Source organism: Candidatus Enterococcus murrayae (genome assembly GCF_017315985.1).
GTDB classification, from domain to species: domain Bacteria; phylum Bacillota; class Bacilli; order Lactobacillales; family Enterococcaceae; genus Enterococcus_A; species Enterococcus_A murrayae.
The window spans coordinates 1-17894 of sequence record NZ_JAFLVR010000073.1 but is presented as its reverse complement, the minus strand read 5'-3'; the positions used below and the strand labels follow the sequence as shown (position 1 = coordinate 17894).

The window sequence follows — 17894 nt, the reverse complement described above, 5'->3', positions numbered from 1 at the left end:
TTCAATTGCTATTTTTCAACTAAACCAAAGCTCATGCCTATAATCAAAATAACTAATACGATAATCGTAATCGCAACATATAGATAATCTTTTTCTTTCGCAAAAGCGAAGATTGATACCACCACTCGCAAAACAGGTGTCAGGATCAAGCAAAAAAGCCCTAGCATAATAAATGCTTCCCCATTTAAGCGCAGCAAGCCTTGAAAAATCAGGGGCAAGCTGTTCGGTACCGGTCCACTGCTCGGTAAAAATAATAATAGGAGCATTCCAATTAAAATAATAGCAGCCGACACAATCACACCCACTCGTAAAATATATCCGATAGAGCGTTCGATTTTCAACATTTCTTCCTTATTTTCCACTAAATGATCACCCCGAATCCACGAAGAACCATTTGAATCCCCATAAACAATAAAATCGGAATGAAAATCATTCGAATCACGATTGGTTTTAAGCGCGTCATGATTCGGGAGCCGATCGTTGCACCAACTAAAACACCCAATGCTAATGGGGCCGCGATTTCCGGTAAGATCGCTCCGCTGAAAAAGTAAACCATCGCAGAAGCCGCCGCAGTCACTCCCATCATCAAATTACTAGTCGCACTTGAAGGCTTCAATGGCATTTTCATGATGGTATCCATCGCTGTTACCTTGAATACTCCGCTGCCGATTCCTAATAACCCCGACGCGATCCCCGCACCAAACATCATGGCGAAACCGCCGGGCACCTTTTCAACCTGATAATCGATCTGCTTATCCAGCACCTTATCGTAATAGGACCCGTTTAATTTCAATTTTTCAGCAAATGAGTCTCCTGTTGACTCTTTGATTTTTTTATCCGTTTTGCCGCGCAGCTTTTGAATCATATTGATGACTGAAAACAGTAAAAAGCCTCCGAATAAAATAAATAAAAAGCCTGTCGGCACAACTCCTGAAAGCAATGCACCAACGATTGCTCCGATCGTGGTCGCGATTTCTAAAAACATCGCGACTCGCAGATTCAGCATATCATCTTTCAAATAAGCGATCGTTGCGCCTGAACTCGTTGCGATCACACAAACAATGCTGGCAGCGATCGCATATTGGATATCTAATCCCATTACCAACGTCAAAAAAGGCGTCAAAATGATTCCGCCGCCGATCCCTAAAATCGACCCTAATATTCCGGCCAGCACACCGACCACTAGTAATAATCCTATCTGACTAAGCATAATTTCCCGCCTTTCTGCTGCTATTATAGCGCAACATTCTTTCAAAGCAGAAAATTTAGCGTCCTTATTAAGAAATCCAATAGTTATTTTTCATAAAATGGATGGTTTTCGCCAGCTATTCTTTCTCCTCTATATTCAATTGTTTATGCAGCAATTCTTTCACACGGTCCACTTCCTCCTGCGGGATTCTTTGATAAGAAATCCCTTCTTCGCCAGTAAAGCCATCTCCGGTGAAGCCCTCACCCTGAACCTGCTGACTATCGATTTTTGTCAAACAAGAATGGTAGCCGGTCATGATTTTCTGCATTTGCTCAAATGTTAGATCCGTCCTTCCATTTTCTCCGATACCGTCCAAAATCTTCTGATAGCTGAAAAGACTTTTCGTCGAAAGCATTTTTTTGATTAGCAATTCCATCACTTCTCTTTGCCTTCCCTGTCGGCCATAATCCCCTTTAGGATCTTCGTAGCGCATGCGGGAATATTGCAGCGCCTCCCAGCCGTTCAAATGCTGTTTGCCTTTTGGATAGTCGATACCTTCTGCGGAAAAAGCAAAATCATTATTTACAGTCACACCGCCGACTGCGTCCACTAACGTCTGCAGACCGTCCATATTCACTGAAACATAATGATGGATCGGAATATCTAAAAACTGTTCAACCGTCTTCATGATCATCTCTGGTCCACCGATCGAATGAGCATGGTTGATTTTGTCCTCATAGTCCGCCCCAACGATCTCAACAAATGAATCACGAGGAATACTTACCAAGGTGGTTTCTTTTGTTTGATTGTTCAATGTCGCTACCATGATCGTATTCGCTCGAAAATCTGTCTTTCTTTTAGCGTCATTCGCAATTCCCAAAATCAAAATACTCATCGGCTCAGATGCGTTCGGAGTCTTCCGTTTTCCTGTTCGCTCTACGGGAGAATACATCGAGTCCGCTATTTTTTGTGAACTATGATAAAACTTTACTGCAAAAACACTTAAGCCCGAAACAAGCACGACTAAAGCGGCAAGAACACCTAATATCCCCTTCTGCCATGATAAAACACGTGATTTTCTGATTCTCTTATCTTTCGTCTGAGCTGGCAGCAAATATGGGTAAAATAATGCGGCAGTTCCAAAGGTCAGTCCAGCTCCAAGAAGTAAACCAGTGATAACGTCACTAAAATAGTGAACACCTAAATAAATTCTGCCGCCTGCAACCGCGATCAGCAGAAATAAAAGAACAAGCTTGAGAAGCAACGGCGGTTTTTTCTCGCTGAAAAAATAGAGCAAAAGGACTGAACAAATAAAGGTCGCTATAAGCAGCGAATGTCCACTAGGAAAACTGTAAGAAGTACGGGAGATATATTGGATTTGATCCGGTCGGGAGCGCTGGAGCAGCTGCTTCAGTAAATAGCCTGCAGCACTTGCAAAAACCAAGTTCCCCAAAGCCCAAAAAGCCAGCCCCTTATCATTTCTCCGCAGTAAAAGGACAGCAAGGGTAATGAAAATGGCAAGCATCGGAGCAATGGTGGCCAACTTAGCTATTGCTCCTACGAAAAGCGTTGCGTAGTAAATGTTTGGCAATCGATATTGAATGAATAGATGATCCAAGTGGTGTAGCCATTGCGCATTTGCTGTAATGGCAGTGGTAAATAGAAGGACTGCAAGCAATGCGCCTATACTTTTTATAAACAATTTTTTTCGCATAATGATTATTGATTCTCCGTTCTTTTTCAGCTAACGATCTATTTTTCACTAAACCCCAACATAATCCCTAAGCCGACGCCCAGTACGATCAAGGAAGTACCGCCTTGGCTTAGTATCGGTAAGGGAATTCCGGTCAGCGGTAAAATACCAATTGCCGCACCAATGTTTTCAAAAATTTGAAACAGCAGACTAAACACAAACGCTGCTGCAATATAGAGATTCGCTTTATTATTTGTGTTTATTGCCGCAGACAGGACTTGGTAAAACAAATAGAAGTACAGAAAAATCACCAAGGTTCCGCCGATAAACCCAAAGCTCTCACCAATTACGGTAAAGATCATGTCCGATTCACGGACGGGCACATATACGGAAGCTTGCTCTGCCTTTCGCCCAAATAATCCGCCAGATCCAATCGCGTAGAGACTCTGTACCTGCTGATACGCAATAGAATCCCGATATTGAAACGGATCGGCCCAGGCGCGTACCCGATCCAATTGATAGGTTTTAAAGTGCAGCCAATAGAGCAGCCTATTCCCCCATTGACTAAATACTAAAACCAATAATGTGCTCCCTAGAGCGGCCCCCGCACCTGTAATAGCAGCAAGTATCTTCCAATGCACTCCAGAAATAACAAACAGCGCACCTAAAATAGCAATGAAAACCAAACTCGTTCCAAAATCCCGCTGCATGAACATCAACAAGAATGTCGGCAAACTATACAAGGCAATCTTGCCTAAATAATGCAGGTCGCTTTTCATGGTCCGCTGCTGGCAGTTCCGCTCATTGATCAGTGTTAGACGAACCATAAAAAGTATAAAGCTCAGCTTCATCAGCTCTGATGGCTGAAAGGAAAAACCGCCAATTCGCAACCAACGCTTTGTATTCGTTACGGTGTACATCGCGGGATCATAAAACCAATACAAAAGGAGCATTATTCCTAATGATAAAATGTAAAAAACAGGCGCGTATCGTAATAGATGCGCCGTTTTGATCCTGCTGACTACCCCCATCGCCAGCAGTGAAAGCAGGCAGAAAATAATCTGCCTGACTACTACCTTTTTTACCTCTGCTCCGTCTAAATCAGCGGCCATCGCCTGCACACCAACACTGATCAAATAGAATAAAAAGATCGGCAAAAACAAAGAGTAATTAAATTCGTTGCTCAAACGTTTCATCATTTGTTCGGACCTCCGAAGAAAATTTTAGACAAATACCTAGAGCCGCTGAGAGAATCAGATAGCTGGTTCCTCCATAACTGATAAATGGCAGCGGCACGCCTGTCATGGGAATCAGTCCTAAAATACTGGCAATATTAATACTTGTTTGAATCAGTAATAGTGTTCCAACACCAAAATAAATCAAGCTGATCTGCTGGCTCGTTTCCTTTGCTGCTAGTACAAATAAACGAAGAGCGATCAAAAAAAGCAGCGCTAATACAATTAAGCCGACCACCACACCTAGTTCTTCGACTAAAATCGAATAGACAAAATCCGTTTCTGCAACTGGCAGATAGCCCTTTTTCGTAATACTGTTCCCTAAACCTCGGCCAAAGAAACCGCCGTTATAAAGAGCATAATAAGAATTGCTCATTTGAAAGCCTTTTCCGTAGGGGTCGAGAAAAGGATCTCTCACTAGCCGAACGCGATCATAGGTATGGGCAAATAATTCCGGTAAAAGATGATGACTGCCCAGCAAAAGAATGACTCCTCCTATCAGTGCAATCCCTGCGATAAGCGTCAAAAAAATGATAAGTGAAAGCTGATAAGGCAATTGAGCAGTCGTGATGATCACTAAAGCAACCCCCCAAATAATAATCGCACCTGTCACTTTTGGCTGAAGCAGGATCAACAAACCGCTGAGTAAAACCAGTCCGCCGGGAACCAGTAATTCGCGCCTCGTTCGTTTCACTCGGAAAAAATAGGCCAAATAAAGAATCAACGCGACATTCGTTACTTCAGAAGGCTGAAACTGGATACCCAATAAGGAAACCCATCTTTGTGCGCCATTGATACTGACTCCGCTGATCTTTACCAGCAGCAGACTCACCAATCCTAGCGCCAATAAGCTTTTTGCCAATCCACCCTTCACTAAAACAGCGCATTTCACATGATAAATAATTGCGATCAGCAGCCAGCTCAGACCCATGAAAATGGCCTGTTTACTAAATAGCGTTAGCGGATTTTCTCCTTCGGCCATCAATCGATAAGAACTAGCGCTGAAAACAATTAAAAGACCGATTAGACTTGCCCCTAAATAAGGCAGCAACAACGGCCAATCGATCTTTTTTCTTTTCATCATATCTCTCTCCCCTTCATCAAGTAATTGTTTGAGACGAGAGAGTCCACAGCAAATAACCTAAAAAAGAGACACCAATCGTTAGCAAAAAAACTAACAAGTTGGGTGCCTCACACAATCAATCTCATCGTCTGAGTTTTAGCACTAAACAACGTAAAGAATTACTCTTAGCTATTTTATGAAAAGCCTTAATCCGACAATTCCTATTTTACACATTGGCGTCTTTCGACGTTTCTGCACAATAGCCTATGTTTGTTTAGGAGCCTCACCTAACAAGTTTACTTATATTTATTTTCACAAAGAATACTACGTTTTTTGTCAGTAAATAGCAAAAATTTCTATAGAAAACCCAAATTTCTTTAACTTTGCTTATGAAATCCTTTACTAAAAATTTACTAGGAATAACAAACTTTTTATGATATTTACATTAAGTAAAAAAATAGTATTTACTTTTTTACTATTCATTTCTGCTAAATTCTTTGCTTAGATAATTTTTTCGGAAAATACTAGGCGTTTTTCGTCAATAAAATGAATTGTTCAAATAACGAAAATCAGCGCATAAAACTTGAACAGTTTATTTATAAAAATTGCTTTATTGTTTATTCATTACTAATTACTTATAAAGGAGTTATATTTGTGAAAAAGGCTTTATATTTATCCGCAATCAGTTCTATCATTTTGGGCTCTGTTGTCGGTATTCCTCTCAAAGGGAGTGCTGAAACAAATACATATGACAGCGATTCAACTATTTCAACTAGCTCTGAATCGATCCCCTCTGCTAGTTCAGTAAACAGTATCCATTCAACATCAAATGAAGCGGAAGCAGTCCCGTCAACCAGCACGTCGGCTTCAAGTGAAAGTACAACGGTTATTCCGTCAGCTGAAACAAGTTCAACAACGAACACAGTCGAAGCACGCGCTGCCAGCTTAGACACTTGGATGCCTGATCCAGTCCTGCAGCAAATCGTCGCAAAAGCTATTGGGAAAACAAAAGATACATTGACCCAAGAAGATATGCCGAAGCTGACCAGCCTCTTCATCCAAAATACCGACACTGCCTTAGCTAGCTTAAAAGGGTTAGAGCTGGCAGGTAATTTGGAATATTTCTACATGAATTCCAATAATCAAATCAATGATTTTTCCGTGTTAGCCAGCTTGCCAAAATTGAAGCAGGTCTACCTGATGGGAACAAATGTCACCGATCAAAATGTTCCAATTTTCGGGCCGGTACTCACTCAATTAAATCTTTCTGGGAGCAGCGTGACCAATAACGTTTATAACAAAATCACTAAAATGACGAATTTGGAATCCTTAACCTTCGAATCCAATATGAACATTACCACTATTGAGCCTGTAATTGCTTTGACAAAACTAAAGGAATTGCGTGTCCAATTTTGCGGTATCACTGATTTTAAACCAATCAATCAAATGCCTGCACTGACACAGCTTGCCGCATACGGTCAGAATACTGGCCGAGGCGATGCTGCAACACCGATCAATGCTGATCAATTGAATTACGATGCAGACAAAAAGACGATCTACATTCCGTTTTCAATCATGCCAAACCGCATGACGAACTTCGATGGCTATGTACCGCCATTCACTACTTCAAATAGTGCTAGTCAAACATATTTTGATTTCAATGGTGTACAGCTGGACAGCAGCCGCTTAGCTATAACAGACGAAGGGGTTACTATTTCTGGCGTTACACAAGAAGAGTTTGATCAATTACAAACGTTTAAGTACAACGCCCGTTTGAATAATCCTGCTGGAACATACAATCAGCCGGAAGGATTTACTTTTTACGCTATCTCAGCTGGAACCTATTTGCACCAATTCACTGTTCAACACACCACTCCTTCACCGGGGCTGACAATTAAATATGTAGATGAAAGCGGCGATCGAATTCGTGAAAATCAAACGATTACAGGAAATGTTGGAGAGCCTTATGATACGACCACGGAAAACTATCAGTTGACGATTCCTGGCTACTCCCTGGATCAAGATCAATTGCCTTCCAATGCAACTGGCGAATTAACTGCTGATCCACAAACGGTCACTTACGTTTATAAACGAAATTCAGCTATTCTAAATGCACATGATTCCACAATTTACGTTGACGATGCGTGGAAATTCGAGGACAACTTCGACGGCGGAACCGATCCTTATGGGCAGCCGATCACGATCAATGATGTTCAAACCGAAGGAAGCGTTGATAATACCAAAGTCGGGAAATATAAAATCACTTATACGTATAACCGTGTTCCTAATAGAAGCTGGACAGGCGATCATGCTGAAGCGACCGCTACAGTCACCGTGATCGATCCTGAAAAAGAAGCAAAACCTGTAACGATCAAGTACCTTGATCCAAAGGGCAAAGAAATTCATGCAAAAAAAGTCTTAACTGGTAAAATCGGAGCTGCTTTTGATGTGTCGGGCAAGGAATATCAGCCAACAATCAAAAACTATACCTTAGATAAAAAACAGCTTCCTAAAAATGCTAAAGGAAGCTTTAGCGATCAAGCACAAACGGTTATCTATGTCTATCAGCCTGTAATGACACCAGCGACTGAGACAAGCGAGCCTTCGGGAACTACTTCGTCCAGCGTTGATACAGCAGCTACAACGACAACGGACACACATTCAACAGGTGGAATTACTGATTCGAGCAAAGGCACTGTCAAACCGGCAGGCGGCTCTATCAACACCAAGCGACAAACGACCGCTACAAAAAATGCGGCCGCAAAATTACCGAAAACCGGCGAAGCGATTACTCCAAAGTATCTGATCGCTGGCACCAGCATGCTGCTTCTGGCAGCGGCTCTGCTTGTTTTCAGTCGTAAAAGAATAAAATAAAAGAACAGCCTGGCTAAAAAAATTTAGCCAGGCTGTTCTTTTATAGATTTGCTTCCAACCATTTCTGATAGAAAGCTAATTGTTCAGCGGTATGGAAGAAATGCTCTCCCGGCTCAAAGACAGTTAATAAGCTTTGAGCAGCCTCCGAAAATGTTTCAATGGTCGCTCTTGATGTCAAGTTGTCTTTTCCGCCATACAAAATATTTGTCGGAATATCCCATTTGATTGGATGCTCAACAACATAGGAATAATAATCCCATTCTACTATTTTTACGGGCGTTTCAATCCGCTTTTCCCGCTTCAGATCAGCTGGAGTCCGTTGCGACCAAAGCAGCATATTTTCGATCAATTCCTGCATATCAACAATTGGCGACAAAAAGAACCCTTGATCGATCTTCCTATTTTGACACGCCAGCATTCCAAAATACGCCCCCATGCTGCAGCCAAATAACGAAATACTTTCTGCCTGTTTTTCTAATTCAAAAAGGAGATGCTGCGCGTCCGCAACGACATTTTGCGGAGTCAGCTCATAGTCCTCTTCTTTGCGTTCCCCATGCTCCGGTAAATCAAAGCTCCAAACCTGATACCCCTTCTTCGTTGCCGTTTCCGCTAAAAGCCGAATCACGGTATCCTCTTTATGAGATTGATCTCCATGAAAAGCTAAAAGTATTTTTTTACTCGGTTCTCCCCAACGTATGACAGGAATCCCCTGAATCTTCCTCTGTTCTATTTTCATTTATTCCTCCACAATCTCCAATCCTAACCCAGCCGCGATGATCAGCGCTTGGTATGAATCGACCTTTAATCCCTTCAGTTGCTCCATTGAAAAGGCAATTTTGCCAAATTGATTGCTGGTAAAATCTAAACCAGACAATTTCGTACGCATCCAATTACTATTGTCCAAATCATTATTCAGCAAAAATAGATGCTTCCAGGTGACCTCAAAAAATTCGCTGTCGGTCATTTTACAATTTTCAAAAGCCACATTTTTCAAGTTGGTGGCGCTGAAGGAGCCAAAACTAATAAGACAATCCTTGAATTGACAATCCCGCAAATAGCTTTCCGCAAAATTACAACCTGTCAGCTTGCAATTTTCGAAAACCACTTGATGGAAGCTGCCGCCGATCCATTCAAGATTGGAAAAATCACAATTTTTAATGACCACATTGCTGGCTTCAAAGCGGATCAGCTTCGTACGCTGCATCGTCACTTTTTCTAAAATCGATCGCCGCAGCACGAGATTTTCACAGTTCAAGTAGCTATAGTCAAACTCGACACCATGAACCTCTTCAATCACAGCTTCGTCCTCTAAGTAAAAATTTTCAGTAAAACTCTTTGGTAAAATCGGTGATGCTGGATAATTTTTCTTCATCGCTCTACTCCTGCTCATCATTCATTTTTATGTTCTAAGTTTCCCATAAATCATAAGATTTCTCTAGCCCAAATCTAAAAGAGAGTTTTAAAAGAGCTTTTTATTTTGAAGAATGATAAAATTTACCAACGAGGTGACCTTATGAGCAATAAAATAAAAGAATGGCTTCCGGTAGTCATAATCATAGCATTGATTTTTCTCGCTAGAATGTTTGTTTTTTCTCCAGTAAAAGTCGAAGGCCATTCGATGGATCCTAGCCTTCATGACAAACAGCGGCTGATTACGTCTAAAATATCCAACTTAGACAGACAAGACATCATCACTACTAAAGAGCCGGATAATCAAAGCATTTATGTAGTAAAACGCATCATCGGCTTGCCCGGTGATCACGTAGAAATGAAGAACAATGTCCTAACAATCAACGGCAAAGAATATGCTGAGACCTATCTCGATGAATTCAAAGAAAAGTTCAAAGAAGATAAGCTTTTCGAGGAGTATTCCTACAGCAAAGCGTTTCAAGAGCAGGCAGCCAATGCGACTAGTTTCACCGATGATTTCAATGTGGCCGTCCCTAAAAATCAATATTTCGTTTTAGGAGATAATCGATTGATCTCTAAAGACAGCCGGATCTTCGGCTTCGTTGACAAATCCTTGATCCAAGGAAAAGTGATTCTGCGTTTCTGGCCATTAAATGAGCTGAAGCTATTTTAAGCGTGCCGCAAAAGTAATGATTAGAAGGTCTTTTTGAAAAATACTTTACAAATTTAAAGTCAAACGCTCCTATTGCTTTCGATTACGAAAGTATAGGAGCGTTTGACTTTCATTTATGCTTTTAATAAAATTTGGAGCTGAGCTCATCGTTTCCTTCATCTACAGGAAGCTCTTAAACAATTATTCGAGCGGCTTAGTAATTTTTTCTGTCAGGATTTTCTTAGGGCCTAATAGGGTAACGTGGTGGATCTGTTCGATTGTTAAATGAAGCATGCCTCGTTCCTCTTCGTTCAAATAAATTTGTTCTTCTTTTTGACCGACGATTTTTCCCACAAGGTCATTCAAATAGTTTCCTTCATTGTCTAAGGTCTCCAGCTGAATAGCAAGCCGCTTATTTTTAAGATACCCTTGCTGCAAAACTTCTCCGATTTCTTCCAAACTCATTTGTTCTTTTCCGGCATTGATGTGATTCCGTTCCACAGCCTCCTTGCCTAAGACCGCCGTATGATCTGATAAGTAAAAACCAATCCACTTCATCATTCCGCGATCCTGGTAGGTTTGCTTAGCTTCCATAAAAAGCTGCTCTGCACTGTCATCATCATAAATCATGGCTAATCCATTCCTTCCATTCCACCAGCATGACCGCCCACCAAGCCGGCTCTCTTAATTGCTGTCGCGCCTTCGTTCAATGAATGCGCTCGAACGATCGAAGTGAAGCTGTAGCGGCTCCGAATTTGGGCAATGACCTCATCAATTTTTTCTTCCTTGATCGTTTGATTCGGATCTTCAAAAAGATTTAGCTGTAAACTGCCAGCCGGACGCAGAGAAGAGACAGTAATGGAAATATTTCGGACTTCAGATTTATCCCAATACTTTTCAAATAATGAAAAAGCAACACGAGTCAGCTCTTTCGCTTGATGGGTCGGCGGAATCTTCAGCTGGTGGTGAAATCCGCCGCGCTTCCCGCTGCCAAAATAGGCATAAGCGATCCCTAGATGCAGCGTACCTCCTAAGACGTCCGCTTTACGCAAACGTTGGGCGACCTGTTCGCAGATTTCCGCTATTACTGTCAAAATATCTCCTTTATGAGCATAATTTTTCGGTAGAACTTGTGAGTTGCCGATTGATTTTTCTTTAGTAGGATACAAATCTTTTTGCGAAAGCACTGACCGGTCGATTCCCCAAGCATGCATGTAATGCTGCATCCCCATCACGCCAAAATGATTTTTCAAAACAAACGGATCAGTGTGGGCTAAATCCCCCATCGTTCTTAATCCCATCATTTGATAGCGGCGTTCCATTCGATTGCCGATACCGCAAAAGTCATTCAAACGCAGCGGCCAAATTTTTTCTGGAACATCCTGATAATGCCATTGAGCAATACGCTCTTTATCGTGCTTCGCCTCAATGTCCATCGCAATTTTCGCTAATAGTGGGTTGTCCCCCATCCCAAGGGAGGTATAAATCCCTACTTTTTCAATGATCTCTTTCTGAATCATCCTGCCGACTTCTGCCGAACTATTGCCAAATAATTTCCAGCTATGAGTCAAATCACCAAATTGTTCATCAATGCTATATGTATGAATGTCCTCTTCTGCCATATATGAACGAAGAATCTCCTGAATACGCATGTGATATTGGATATACAGCGTCATTCTTGGCGGCACGATATGCAGCCTTGGATGATTAGGAATTTCAAAGCCGCGGCTGACATTACTGATCCCCAGCTCTTTTTTGGCCATCGGACTGGCCGCTAAAACCAACCCTTCATTCTCACGATCACCGCTCATGACGACTAATAAATCTTCCAGTGGTTCCAACCCATGCTCGATACATTCCACACTGGCGTAAAAACTTTTGGAGTCCATACAAAAAACATCTCTGATAGGTTCTCCTTCATAAATGTTCATCAAAACCACCTCCTAAAAAACAAACATATGTTCGTTTTTAGTTTAAGATTATTCTGGCTTTTTGTCAATCATTTACTTAGCTAGAAAAAAACGCAAAAAAAGCCTTCAATAATTACTATCGAAAGCTGTCATTCATTTGCTTCACTATTTTTTTATAAGAGCTTTGCGGGTATGATTCCTTTAACTTTTTTCTACAAAACAGTGCTGTTCCTCTTTCGGAAAATCATTCGATCAACAATCATAGCACTGGGAATATTGCCAACAGAATTCAATAATGTGGCTGGAATATCAAATACTGTACTCAATAGAATGATAATCGACATCATTTCATTCGGCAGATTAAAGATTGAGATCATTAATATTGCCGCGGATACGCCGCCTCCTGGAACAGTGCCCATGACAATTCCCGATAAAATTGCCGTTAAAATGACTAAGACTAAGGTGGAGAAGTTCATATAATCAATATTACAAAGTTCTAAAATTAATAAAATTTTTAACACACTTGCACCTGTTGCTCCGTCTTTATGAATATTTGCTCCTAATGGAATGATGGTACTGGAAACATCTCTGTCAATGCCTAGCTGATCGCAGGCAGCTAGATTTGCTGGAATACATGCTGAACTAGATGCTGTCGCAACGGCTGTCAACGACGGAATCGTATTGAATCGCCAAAACAGCTTCACCTTCGCAACACCTCCAGAAAAATAGATGACGATACTATAAAAAATGAAATAAAACAAAATAGAGAATAAGAGAAAAAGAAGAAATATTTTTGCGTAGTTCTTTAAGATCGCAGCGCCTGTCTGACCGATACTGTATGAAAAATAGCAGCCAAAGCCAATCGGCGCAAACTTCATTAATGTTGAAATCATGGTATACAGAAGATCGGTAATGACTGAAAATAGCTCCTTTAATAACTTAGCTTTGTTGCCTAATTTTCTGATCGACGCTGCCGCCAGTGCTGAAAATAGCAATAACGGAATCATATTCTCGGATTGAAACAGCTCCGGCAGATTTTTTACAGAGAGCATTCGGATGATTTTTTCTGTAAAGTCTACTTTCTCATTTATCTGCGGCAGCGTATTTATAATGGCACTGCTGTCAGAGGCTACCATAGACGGCAATGAAATACCTAATAGCAGTGCGATGAGACTCGCCGCCAAAGAAAACAGCAAAAATGTGACCATACTCAAAAATAAAATATGCTTGGCCTTTTCTACCGTTTTTGTAGAAATGATCGCTGTTATGACGCTAAAGAATATCAGCGGTGTGACTAAAACATAGAGAAAATTTAAATAGATGCTTCCCACAGGATAAGTAATAACCGAACTCTCTGGAAAAATTATCCCAACAAGCCCTCCGACACCTATACACAGAAGAAGTAAAAGGGATGATTTATAATTTGCGATGTACTTCATTTTTCTTCCTCCTGTGCTCCGTAAAACTGATTTACATAGTCATAAGACAACGTATCCTTTAGCAAAAGATCAAAATGATTTTTCCTTATCTGTTCACTTTGATTGAATAAATTAGTTATGCTGTTTCTACTCAACGAGGAGCCCAAGCTGACTCTTTTGACCCCGATCTTGTTTAATGCATCTATATTTTTTAACTGTTCATTTAATAAAACATTGATCGGTCCGGCAACTTCCTTAGTTACTATTTCCAGTTCATTAAATGGAATACTCCCTGGTATAAATACGCAATCGGCTCCCCATGAGAAATAGCTGTTGGCACGTTCAATCGTCTTCCTCAATCGTTCTTTTTCCGAGCCAATCTGGTTCCAGTAAATGTCTGTTCTGGAATTAATTAGAAAATCAATTCCCAGCTCATTCTTCAAATCGTTCATGACTTGCAGCTTTTTCTTCATTGACTCTACTTCTGATAGTTTGTTGTTGGGCAAGCCATCTTCAATATTAAGGCCAACAGCGCCGGCAGCTAATAATTGTTTCGTATTTTCGTAGATCTCCCCCTCCTCTTCACCATACCCTCTTTCAAAATCAACAGATAAAGGGGTGGAGATTTTACTAGAAATGCGTTTAACAGTCTCTATTAAGAGACTAAACGGCAACGCTTCGCCGTCTGAATATCCATTCGCAAAGGCTATTCCTGCACTTGTCGTAGCAATCGCCTTAAAGCCCTTTGCCTCAACGATTTTTGCGCCTCCTGCATCCCATATATTTGGTAAAACAAATAATTCCTTTTGCTTATGCAGCGCTTGTAACTGGGCCGCCGCTTCTTGTTGGTGAGTACTATTCATTTTATTCAACTCCTCATTCTGATAAGATAATAGTAAGTTAACACACAGATACTTCGATGACGGTCGAAGTGTAGAAAAGAGATGAAATTTATGAATGGAATCCCAAATCTGCCAGAAACAATTCAGCTTATTGGTGATCCAACAAGAATAAAATTAATGACTATTATGATCGATGGTCGCTATTACACCGTGACTGAACTTTCAAAAAGAACCCGCGTTTCCCTTAGTACCACGTCCTACCATTTAAAAAAGCTTACCCAGATAGGCTGGATAGATACTTATAAACAAGGAAAAAATGTGTACTATGGACTAATTAACGAGTCAATTGCGGACATACTGGAATTATTGATGACTATCTCCACACCTCAAAAGATCCAGTCCTACAATCAAAAACAAGAATATATAGAAATAAAAGAGGCCCGTACCTGCTATTCTCATTTAGCTGGAAAATTGGGGGTAAATTTGTTTGACTTCTTTATTGAGAAGGATTACTTGAGAAGGAAAAATCACGAAATTTCACTAACTGACGCTGGTCGAATATTTTTTGAAGAGATTGGGGTGAGTTCTCCTGAAGCGTTAAACGGAAAACTTTGCATGGATTGGAGTGAACGAAGATTCCATCTGGCTGGTCCTTTAGGTTCAGAAATTTGTGCCGCCTTTTTACGACAAGGCTGGATAATAAAATCCGATAAAAACCGAAGTGTCATTTTGTCAGCGGTTTCCCCTGCTTGGCTGCGGACCGTCTATAAAAACAGGGACAGTCAAAAAGTACTCGTAAAGAATGAGCCGTCCTAATGTGGCATCGAAATCACAAGCAAGGAGAAACATTAGTTAGATGAAAAAAATAGAAAGAATACTCGCAATGATTGTTCTGCTTTTAGAAAATGACGTCATCACAACTTCAGAATTTGCGGAAAGATTTGATGTCTCAAAAAGAACCGTCTTTCGCGATATCCAGACAATTGAAAATGCTGGCTTTCCGATCAGCTCCAGCTTTGGTCGAAATGGCGGGATCTCACTTATTGATTCCTTCAAGCTTCGCTCACTTAGCTTTACCGAAACAGAAAAGCAATTGATCTTGGATTCGCTAACGGTCAACGAAAAAATAATCGGAGAAACGCATGAACCCAGTGTTTTAAAAGAGAAGGTCCGACTTCTTTCGAACCATTCATCAGACGATCGATTATTATCCTTAAGCTCGCCCACTGTTCACCGACCAGCAATTGAAAAATATGTTCTTGATATAAACAAACAAATACGAGTTGCGATGACTAAAAAAATCAAAGCAGTGATCAAATACGCCGATGGTACTGGAGAAATGACCACGCGCACAGTGCAGCCTCACGAGCTGGGCCTATTTAATGGAAGCTGGTTTATGCGTGCCTACTGTGAACTGCGACAAGCTTTCCGATTTTTTAAAGTAACAAGAATTCGATCATTTACTTTAACAACTGAAAATTTCAGCCCAAAATTCGACAGTAAATCCGATCTTGCTTCATCTAAAGAATTTCAGATCAAACTAGAATTCCCAAAAAGCTCATTAGGAAGGCTATTTGACTATTATTTAGCGAATGAAATGCAAATACTGGACGATAAAATACTCGTCAGCTTTTCCTCTCATAGTTTAGAAGAAATAGCGGCCTATCTGCTTAGGTTTCATGGAAGTGTCACGATTTTAGCTCCTAATGAACTAAAACAAGAGTATTCGCAAATAATAAAAAAATTGAACAATGAATTAAATAGTGACATATAGCTGTCAGTATTGTTATTGCATACTAAGGATAATAATAGAAAAGGCGGCGAATTTTATGAACGTACATTTACAAAAAAAATCTGCATTTAAGGTAGTTGGTTTCAAAAAACACTTTCCTGTTGTTGAAGGCAAGGAAAATTTTGAGGAGATTGCGTCGATGTGGGCATCCTTGACTCCAGAAATGATGGGCCAATTAATGACTGTCTCTGATGGTGAGATAAACGGTTTTTTGGGTGTTTCTGATGAAAATGGGCAAGAAAACTTTAACTACCTCATTGGAACAACTAGCAGGATAGACGATCACGAAGAGCTAGCTAGCATTGATTTTCCTGAAGCAGAGTGGGCGAAATTCGAATGTACCGGTCCTATCCCCCATGCGATGATGCAGCTGAAAAAGGAAATAATTTATTCTTGGCTGCCAAATTCCGACTACGACCAATTACCACTCCCTCGTTTTGAAATTTATTTTCAAGGCGACATGACATCTGATTCGTATAAAAGTGAGCTTTGGCTCCCTGTTAGAAGGAGGTAAAAAATAATGGATCTATTTAATGATTCTAATGTAAAAAGGAAGTTTGATGGGTACTCAGCTGAACAAAAGACAGCTTTACTAGAAATCCGACAACTAATTTTTGATATTAGCAGAGAAGTAGCCCCCGATGAAAGTTTGGTAGAAAACCTGAAATGGAATCAGCCCTCTTACACTGCTAAAAAAGGAACGCCTATCAGATTAGATACTTTTGGTGACGATAACGTTGCTATTTTCTTTCATTGTCAGACACACCTTATCGAACAATTCAGAGAAATGTTCCAGGACGAGTTAACTTTTTCTAAAAACAGAGCGATCATTATTGATCCTGATGCGCCTCTTCCGATAGAGAATTTACGGATTTGTATTCAAATGGGCCTAACTTATCACAAAAATAAATAGCTCTTTTAAACAAAAAAATCAATCACTTAGCAACAAATACTAGGTGATTGATTTTTTGTATTTAAATTTCAAATAAACTTGAAACGCCGCAAAGAGTCGATCTCCCTGGTTCACCGGCTCCCACTACTTCACCCATTTCAAGAAAAAGGCATTCAACTCAGCAGAAGCGATCCCAGGTTTCTTATCAAGCTCTTTAACATATTCTGCAAAAAACTGCAGCTGCTCGTCCAAAAAAGTATTCAACTGTGGTATTGCTGCCTCTACGTCTAATTCGTCTCCCCTCTTCTTCCGAACCAATAGCTCGTCAATCACCTTCAACAACTCCACTGATAAATCCGGCTGCTCCAATAATCGTTCAAACGCTACCGGCGGTCTTTGATGGTATTCTTTAATCCACATACATGCTAGTACTGGACGAAGCACATAAAAATATTTTTTGATTCGGACAAACTCTTTTTTTAAATATTCCCGATAGTTGCCTTCTGCCATATGAAGATAGTGATATATCAACCGCTGCTCATCCATATTTTTTTCACTCAAGCGACGTAGTTCTGCAACAAACTGAGTATCTTCCTGATAGACAATGGGAGAACTGAGCCATTCTAGTAAAGCGGGGTTACTCTTTTGCAGCAAGCTCAGTGTCTTATCTAAATCCCAACCGCAAATATCTAATTGTTCATCAATAGGAAATTCTAAATGATCCTTTGTTTTTTCTAATTTCAAATACCAATCTTTTTCTCTTCGGTAGAGAAAACGTACATCATAGTCACTATCTTTAGAAGGAAATCCCCAAGCACGACTGCCGCTTTCTACTGCATAAAGAATCTCAATGTTTTCTTGCTTGGCAATTTCTTGCAGGGCTTGTTTGATTTTTTCTTTCATTCCTATAATCCTGCCTTCCTA

18 protein-coding genes and 1 riboswitch are annotated in these 17894 nt (G+C 40.5%); of the genes, 6 read left to right on the top strand and 12 right to left on the bottom strand.

From position 1 onward, the window contains the following. Positions 1-8: 8 nt before the first annotated feature. From JZO85_RS21400 to JZO85_RS21380, 5 genes are all read right to left on the bottom strand, one after another. Positions 9-362: a DUF1634 domain-containing protein gene (locus JZO85_RS21400; RefSeq protein ID WP_347401818.1), complete on the bottom strand. Its 354-nt coding sequence runs from the start codon at positions 360-362 to the stop codon at positions 9-11. Next, positions 362-1210, bottom strand: a complete 849-nt coding sequence (locus JZO85_RS21395) for a sulfite exporter TauE/SafE family protein (protein WP_207110552.1) — start codon at positions 1208-1210, stop codon at positions 362-364. Before JZO85_RS21395 ends, JZO85_RS21400 begins: the two co-directional genes overlap by 1 nt. A gap of 115 nt (positions 1211-1325) precedes the next feature. Then, positions 1326-2903, bottom strand: coding sequence for a phosphatase PAP2/LCP family protein (locus JZO85_RS21390; protein ID WP_207110551.1), 1578 nt, complete (start codon positions 2901-2903; stop codon positions 1326-1328). Between the two features lie 38 nt (positions 2904-2941). Continuing rightward, positions 2942-4081 (bottom strand): FtsW/RodA/SpoVE family cell cycle protein, encoded by a 1140-nt coding sequence (locus JZO85_RS21385; RefSeq protein WP_430732927.1) that lies wholly within the window; start codon positions 4079-4081, stop codon positions 2942-2944. Further along, the gene (locus tag JZO85_RS21380) at positions 4053-5201 is read right to left on the bottom strand and encodes an FtsW/RodA/SpoVE family cell cycle protein (protein WP_207110550.1); all 1149 of its coding nucleotides are present in this window, start codon (positions 5199-5201) and stop codon (positions 4053-4055) included. Before JZO85_RS21380 ends, JZO85_RS21385 begins: the two co-directional genes overlap by 29 nt. A gap of 113 nt (positions 5202-5314) precedes the next feature. Further along, positions 5315-5482, bottom strand: a riboswitch (M-box (ykoK) riboswitch). Between the two features lie 352 nt (positions 5483-5834). Between JZO85_RS21380 and JZO85_RS21375 the strand changes: the two genes are divergently transcribed. Further along, positions 5835-8054: a MucBP domain-containing protein gene (locus JZO85_RS21375; RefSeq protein ID WP_207110549.1), complete on the top strand. Its 2220-nt coding sequence runs from the start codon at positions 5835-5837 to the stop codon at positions 8052-8054. 40 nt (positions 8055-8094) lie between these two features. Here the strand turns inward: JZO85_RS21375 and JZO85_RS21370 are convergent, their stop codons facing one another. Both JZO85_RS21370 and JZO85_RS21365 read right to left on the bottom strand, forming a co-directional pair. Then, positions 8095-8790 (bottom strand): alpha/beta hydrolase, encoded by a 696-nt coding sequence (locus JZO85_RS21370; protein ID WP_207110548.1) that lies wholly within the window; start codon positions 8788-8790, stop codon positions 8095-8097. Further along, on the bottom strand, positions 8791-9426 hold the full coding sequence (locus JZO85_RS21365; protein ID WP_207110547.1) for a pentapeptide repeat-containing protein: 636 nt from the start codon (positions 9424-9426) through the stop codon (positions 8791-8793). A 141-nt stretch (positions 9427-9567) separates the two neighbouring features. Between JZO85_RS21365 and lepB the strand changes: the two genes are divergently transcribed. Then, a complete protein-coding gene (gene lepB / locus JZO85_RS21360; protein ID WP_207110546.1) occupies positions 9568-10137 on the top strand; it encodes a signal peptidase I in 570 nt (189 codons plus the stop codon). A gap of 180 nt (positions 10138-10317) precedes the next feature. Here lepB and JZO85_RS21355 read toward each other — a convergent pair whose 3' ends face one another. The 4 genes from JZO85_RS21355 to JZO85_RS21340 all read right to left on the bottom strand — a co-directional run bounded on the left by JZO85_RS21355 (position 10318) and on the right by JZO85_RS21340 (position 14307). Further along, entirely contained in the window at positions 10318-10746 is a 429-nt protein-coding gene (locus tag JZO85_RS21355) for a hypothetical protein (RefSeq protein WP_207110545.1), read from the bottom strand. Positions 10747-10748: 2 nt separating this feature from the next. Continuing rightward, positions 10749-12047, bottom strand: coding sequence for a Y-family DNA polymerase (locus JZO85_RS21350; RefSeq protein ID WP_207110544.1), 1299 nt, complete (start codon positions 12045-12047; stop codon positions 10749-10751). A gap of 191 nt (positions 12048-12238) precedes the next feature. After that, positions 12239-13465: a dicarboxylate/amino acid:cation symporter gene (locus tag JZO85_RS21345; RefSeq protein ID WP_207110543.1), complete on the bottom strand. Its 1227-nt coding sequence runs from the start codon at positions 13463-13465 to the stop codon at positions 12239-12241. After that, positions 13462-14307, bottom strand: a complete 846-nt coding sequence (locus JZO85_RS21340) for an isocitrate lyase/PEP mutase family protein (protein WP_207110542.1) — start codon at positions 14305-14307, stop codon at positions 13462-13464. Before JZO85_RS21340 ends, JZO85_RS21345 begins: the two co-directional genes overlap by 4 nt. Positions 14308-14397: 90 nt before the next feature. Here JZO85_RS21340 and JZO85_RS21335 point away from each other — a divergent pair, with 90 nt between their 5' ends. The 4 genes from JZO85_RS21335 to JZO85_RS21320 are packed head-to-tail and all read left to right on the top strand — an operon-like array spanning position 14398 to position 16991. Then, entirely contained in the window at positions 14398-15102 is a 705-nt protein-coding gene (locus JZO85_RS21335) for an ArsR/SmtB family transcription factor (protein WP_207110541.1), read from the top strand. Between the two features lie 40 nt (positions 15103-15142). After that, entirely contained in the window at positions 15143-16060 is a 918-nt protein-coding gene (locus JZO85_RS21330; RefSeq protein WP_207110540.1) for a helix-turn-helix transcriptional regulator, read from the top strand. Between the two features lie 55 nt (positions 16061-16115). After that, on the top strand, positions 16116-16592 hold the full coding sequence (locus JZO85_RS21325; RefSeq protein ID WP_207110539.1) for a GyrI-like domain-containing protein: 477 nt from the start codon (positions 16116-16118) through the stop codon (positions 16590-16592). A 6-nt stretch (positions 16593-16598) separates the two neighbouring features. Continuing rightward, positions 16599-16991: a DUF1801 domain-containing protein gene (locus JZO85_RS21320; RefSeq protein ID WP_207110538.1), complete on the top strand. Its 393-nt coding sequence runs from the start codon at positions 16599-16601 to the stop codon at positions 16989-16991. Positions 16992-17114: 123 nt separating this feature from the next. Here JZO85_RS21320 and JZO85_RS21315 read toward each other — a convergent pair whose 3' ends face one another. Further along, positions 17115-17873 (bottom strand): nucleotidyltransferase domain-containing protein, encoded by a 759-nt coding sequence (locus JZO85_RS21315; RefSeq protein WP_207110537.1) that lies wholly within the window; start codon positions 17871-17873, stop codon positions 17115-17117. Positions 17874-17894 lie beyond the last annotated feature (21 nt).

Coding starts and splice junctions, on each gene's coding strand:
- JZO85_RS21395 (WP_207110552.1), bottom strand. CDS start 1,210: ATGCTTAGTCAGATAGGATTATTACTAGTGGTCGGTGTGCTGGCCGGA.
- JZO85_RS21340 (WP_207110542.1), bottom strand. CDS start 14,307: ATGAATAGTACTCACCAACAAGAAGCGGCGGCCCAGTTACAAGCGCTG.
- JZO85_RS21350 (WP_207110544.1), bottom strand. CDS start 12,047: ATGAACATTTATGAAGGAGAACCTATCAGAGATGTTTTTTGTATGGAC.
- JZO85_RS21315 (WP_207110537.1), bottom strand. CDS start 17,873: ATGAAAGAAAAAATCAAACAAGCCCTGCAAGAAATTGCCAAGCAAGAA.
- lepB (WP_207110546.1), top strand. CDS start 9,568: ATGAGCAATAAAATAAAAGAATGGCTTCCGGTAGTCATAATCATAGCA.
- JZO85_RS21355 (WP_207110545.1), bottom strand. CDS start 10,746: ATGATTTATGATGATGACAGTGCAGAGCAGCTTTTTATGGAAGCTAAG.
- JZO85_RS21330 (WP_207110540.1), top strand. CDS start 15,143: ATGAAAAAAATAGAAAGAATACTCGCAATGATTGTTCTGCTTTTAGAA.
- JZO85_RS21380 (WP_207110550.1), bottom strand. CDS start 5,201: ATGATGAAAAGAAAAAAGATCGATTGGCCGTTGTTGCTGCCTTATTTA.
- JZO85_RS21385 (WP_430732927.1), bottom strand. CDS start 4,081: ATGATGAAACGTTTGAGCAACGAATTTAATTACTCTTTGTTTTTGCCG.
- JZO85_RS21370 (WP_207110548.1), bottom strand. CDS start 8,790: ATGAAAATAGAACAGAGGAAGATTCAGGGGATTCCTGTCATACGTTGG.
- JZO85_RS21320 (WP_207110538.1), top strand. CDS start 16,599: ATGGATCTATTTAATGATTCTAATGTAAAAAGGAAGTTTGATGGGTAC.
- JZO85_RS21365 (WP_207110547.1), bottom strand. CDS start 9,426: ATGAAGAAAAATTATCCAGCATCACCGATTTTACCAAAGAGTTTTACT.
- JZO85_RS21390 (WP_207110551.1), bottom strand. CDS start 2,903: ATGCGAAAAAAATTGTTTATAAAAAGTATAGGCGCATTGCTTGCAGTC.
- JZO85_RS21325 (WP_207110539.1), top strand. CDS start 16,116: ATGAACGTACATTTACAAAAAAAATCTGCATTTAAGGTAGTTGGTTTC.
- JZO85_RS21345 (WP_207110543.1), bottom strand. CDS start 13,465: ATGAAGTACATCGCAAATTATAAATCATCCCTTTTACTTCTTCTGTGT.
- JZO85_RS21335 (WP_207110541.1), top strand. CDS start 14,398: ATGAATGGAATCCCAAATCTGCCAGAAACAATTCAGCTTATTGGTGAT.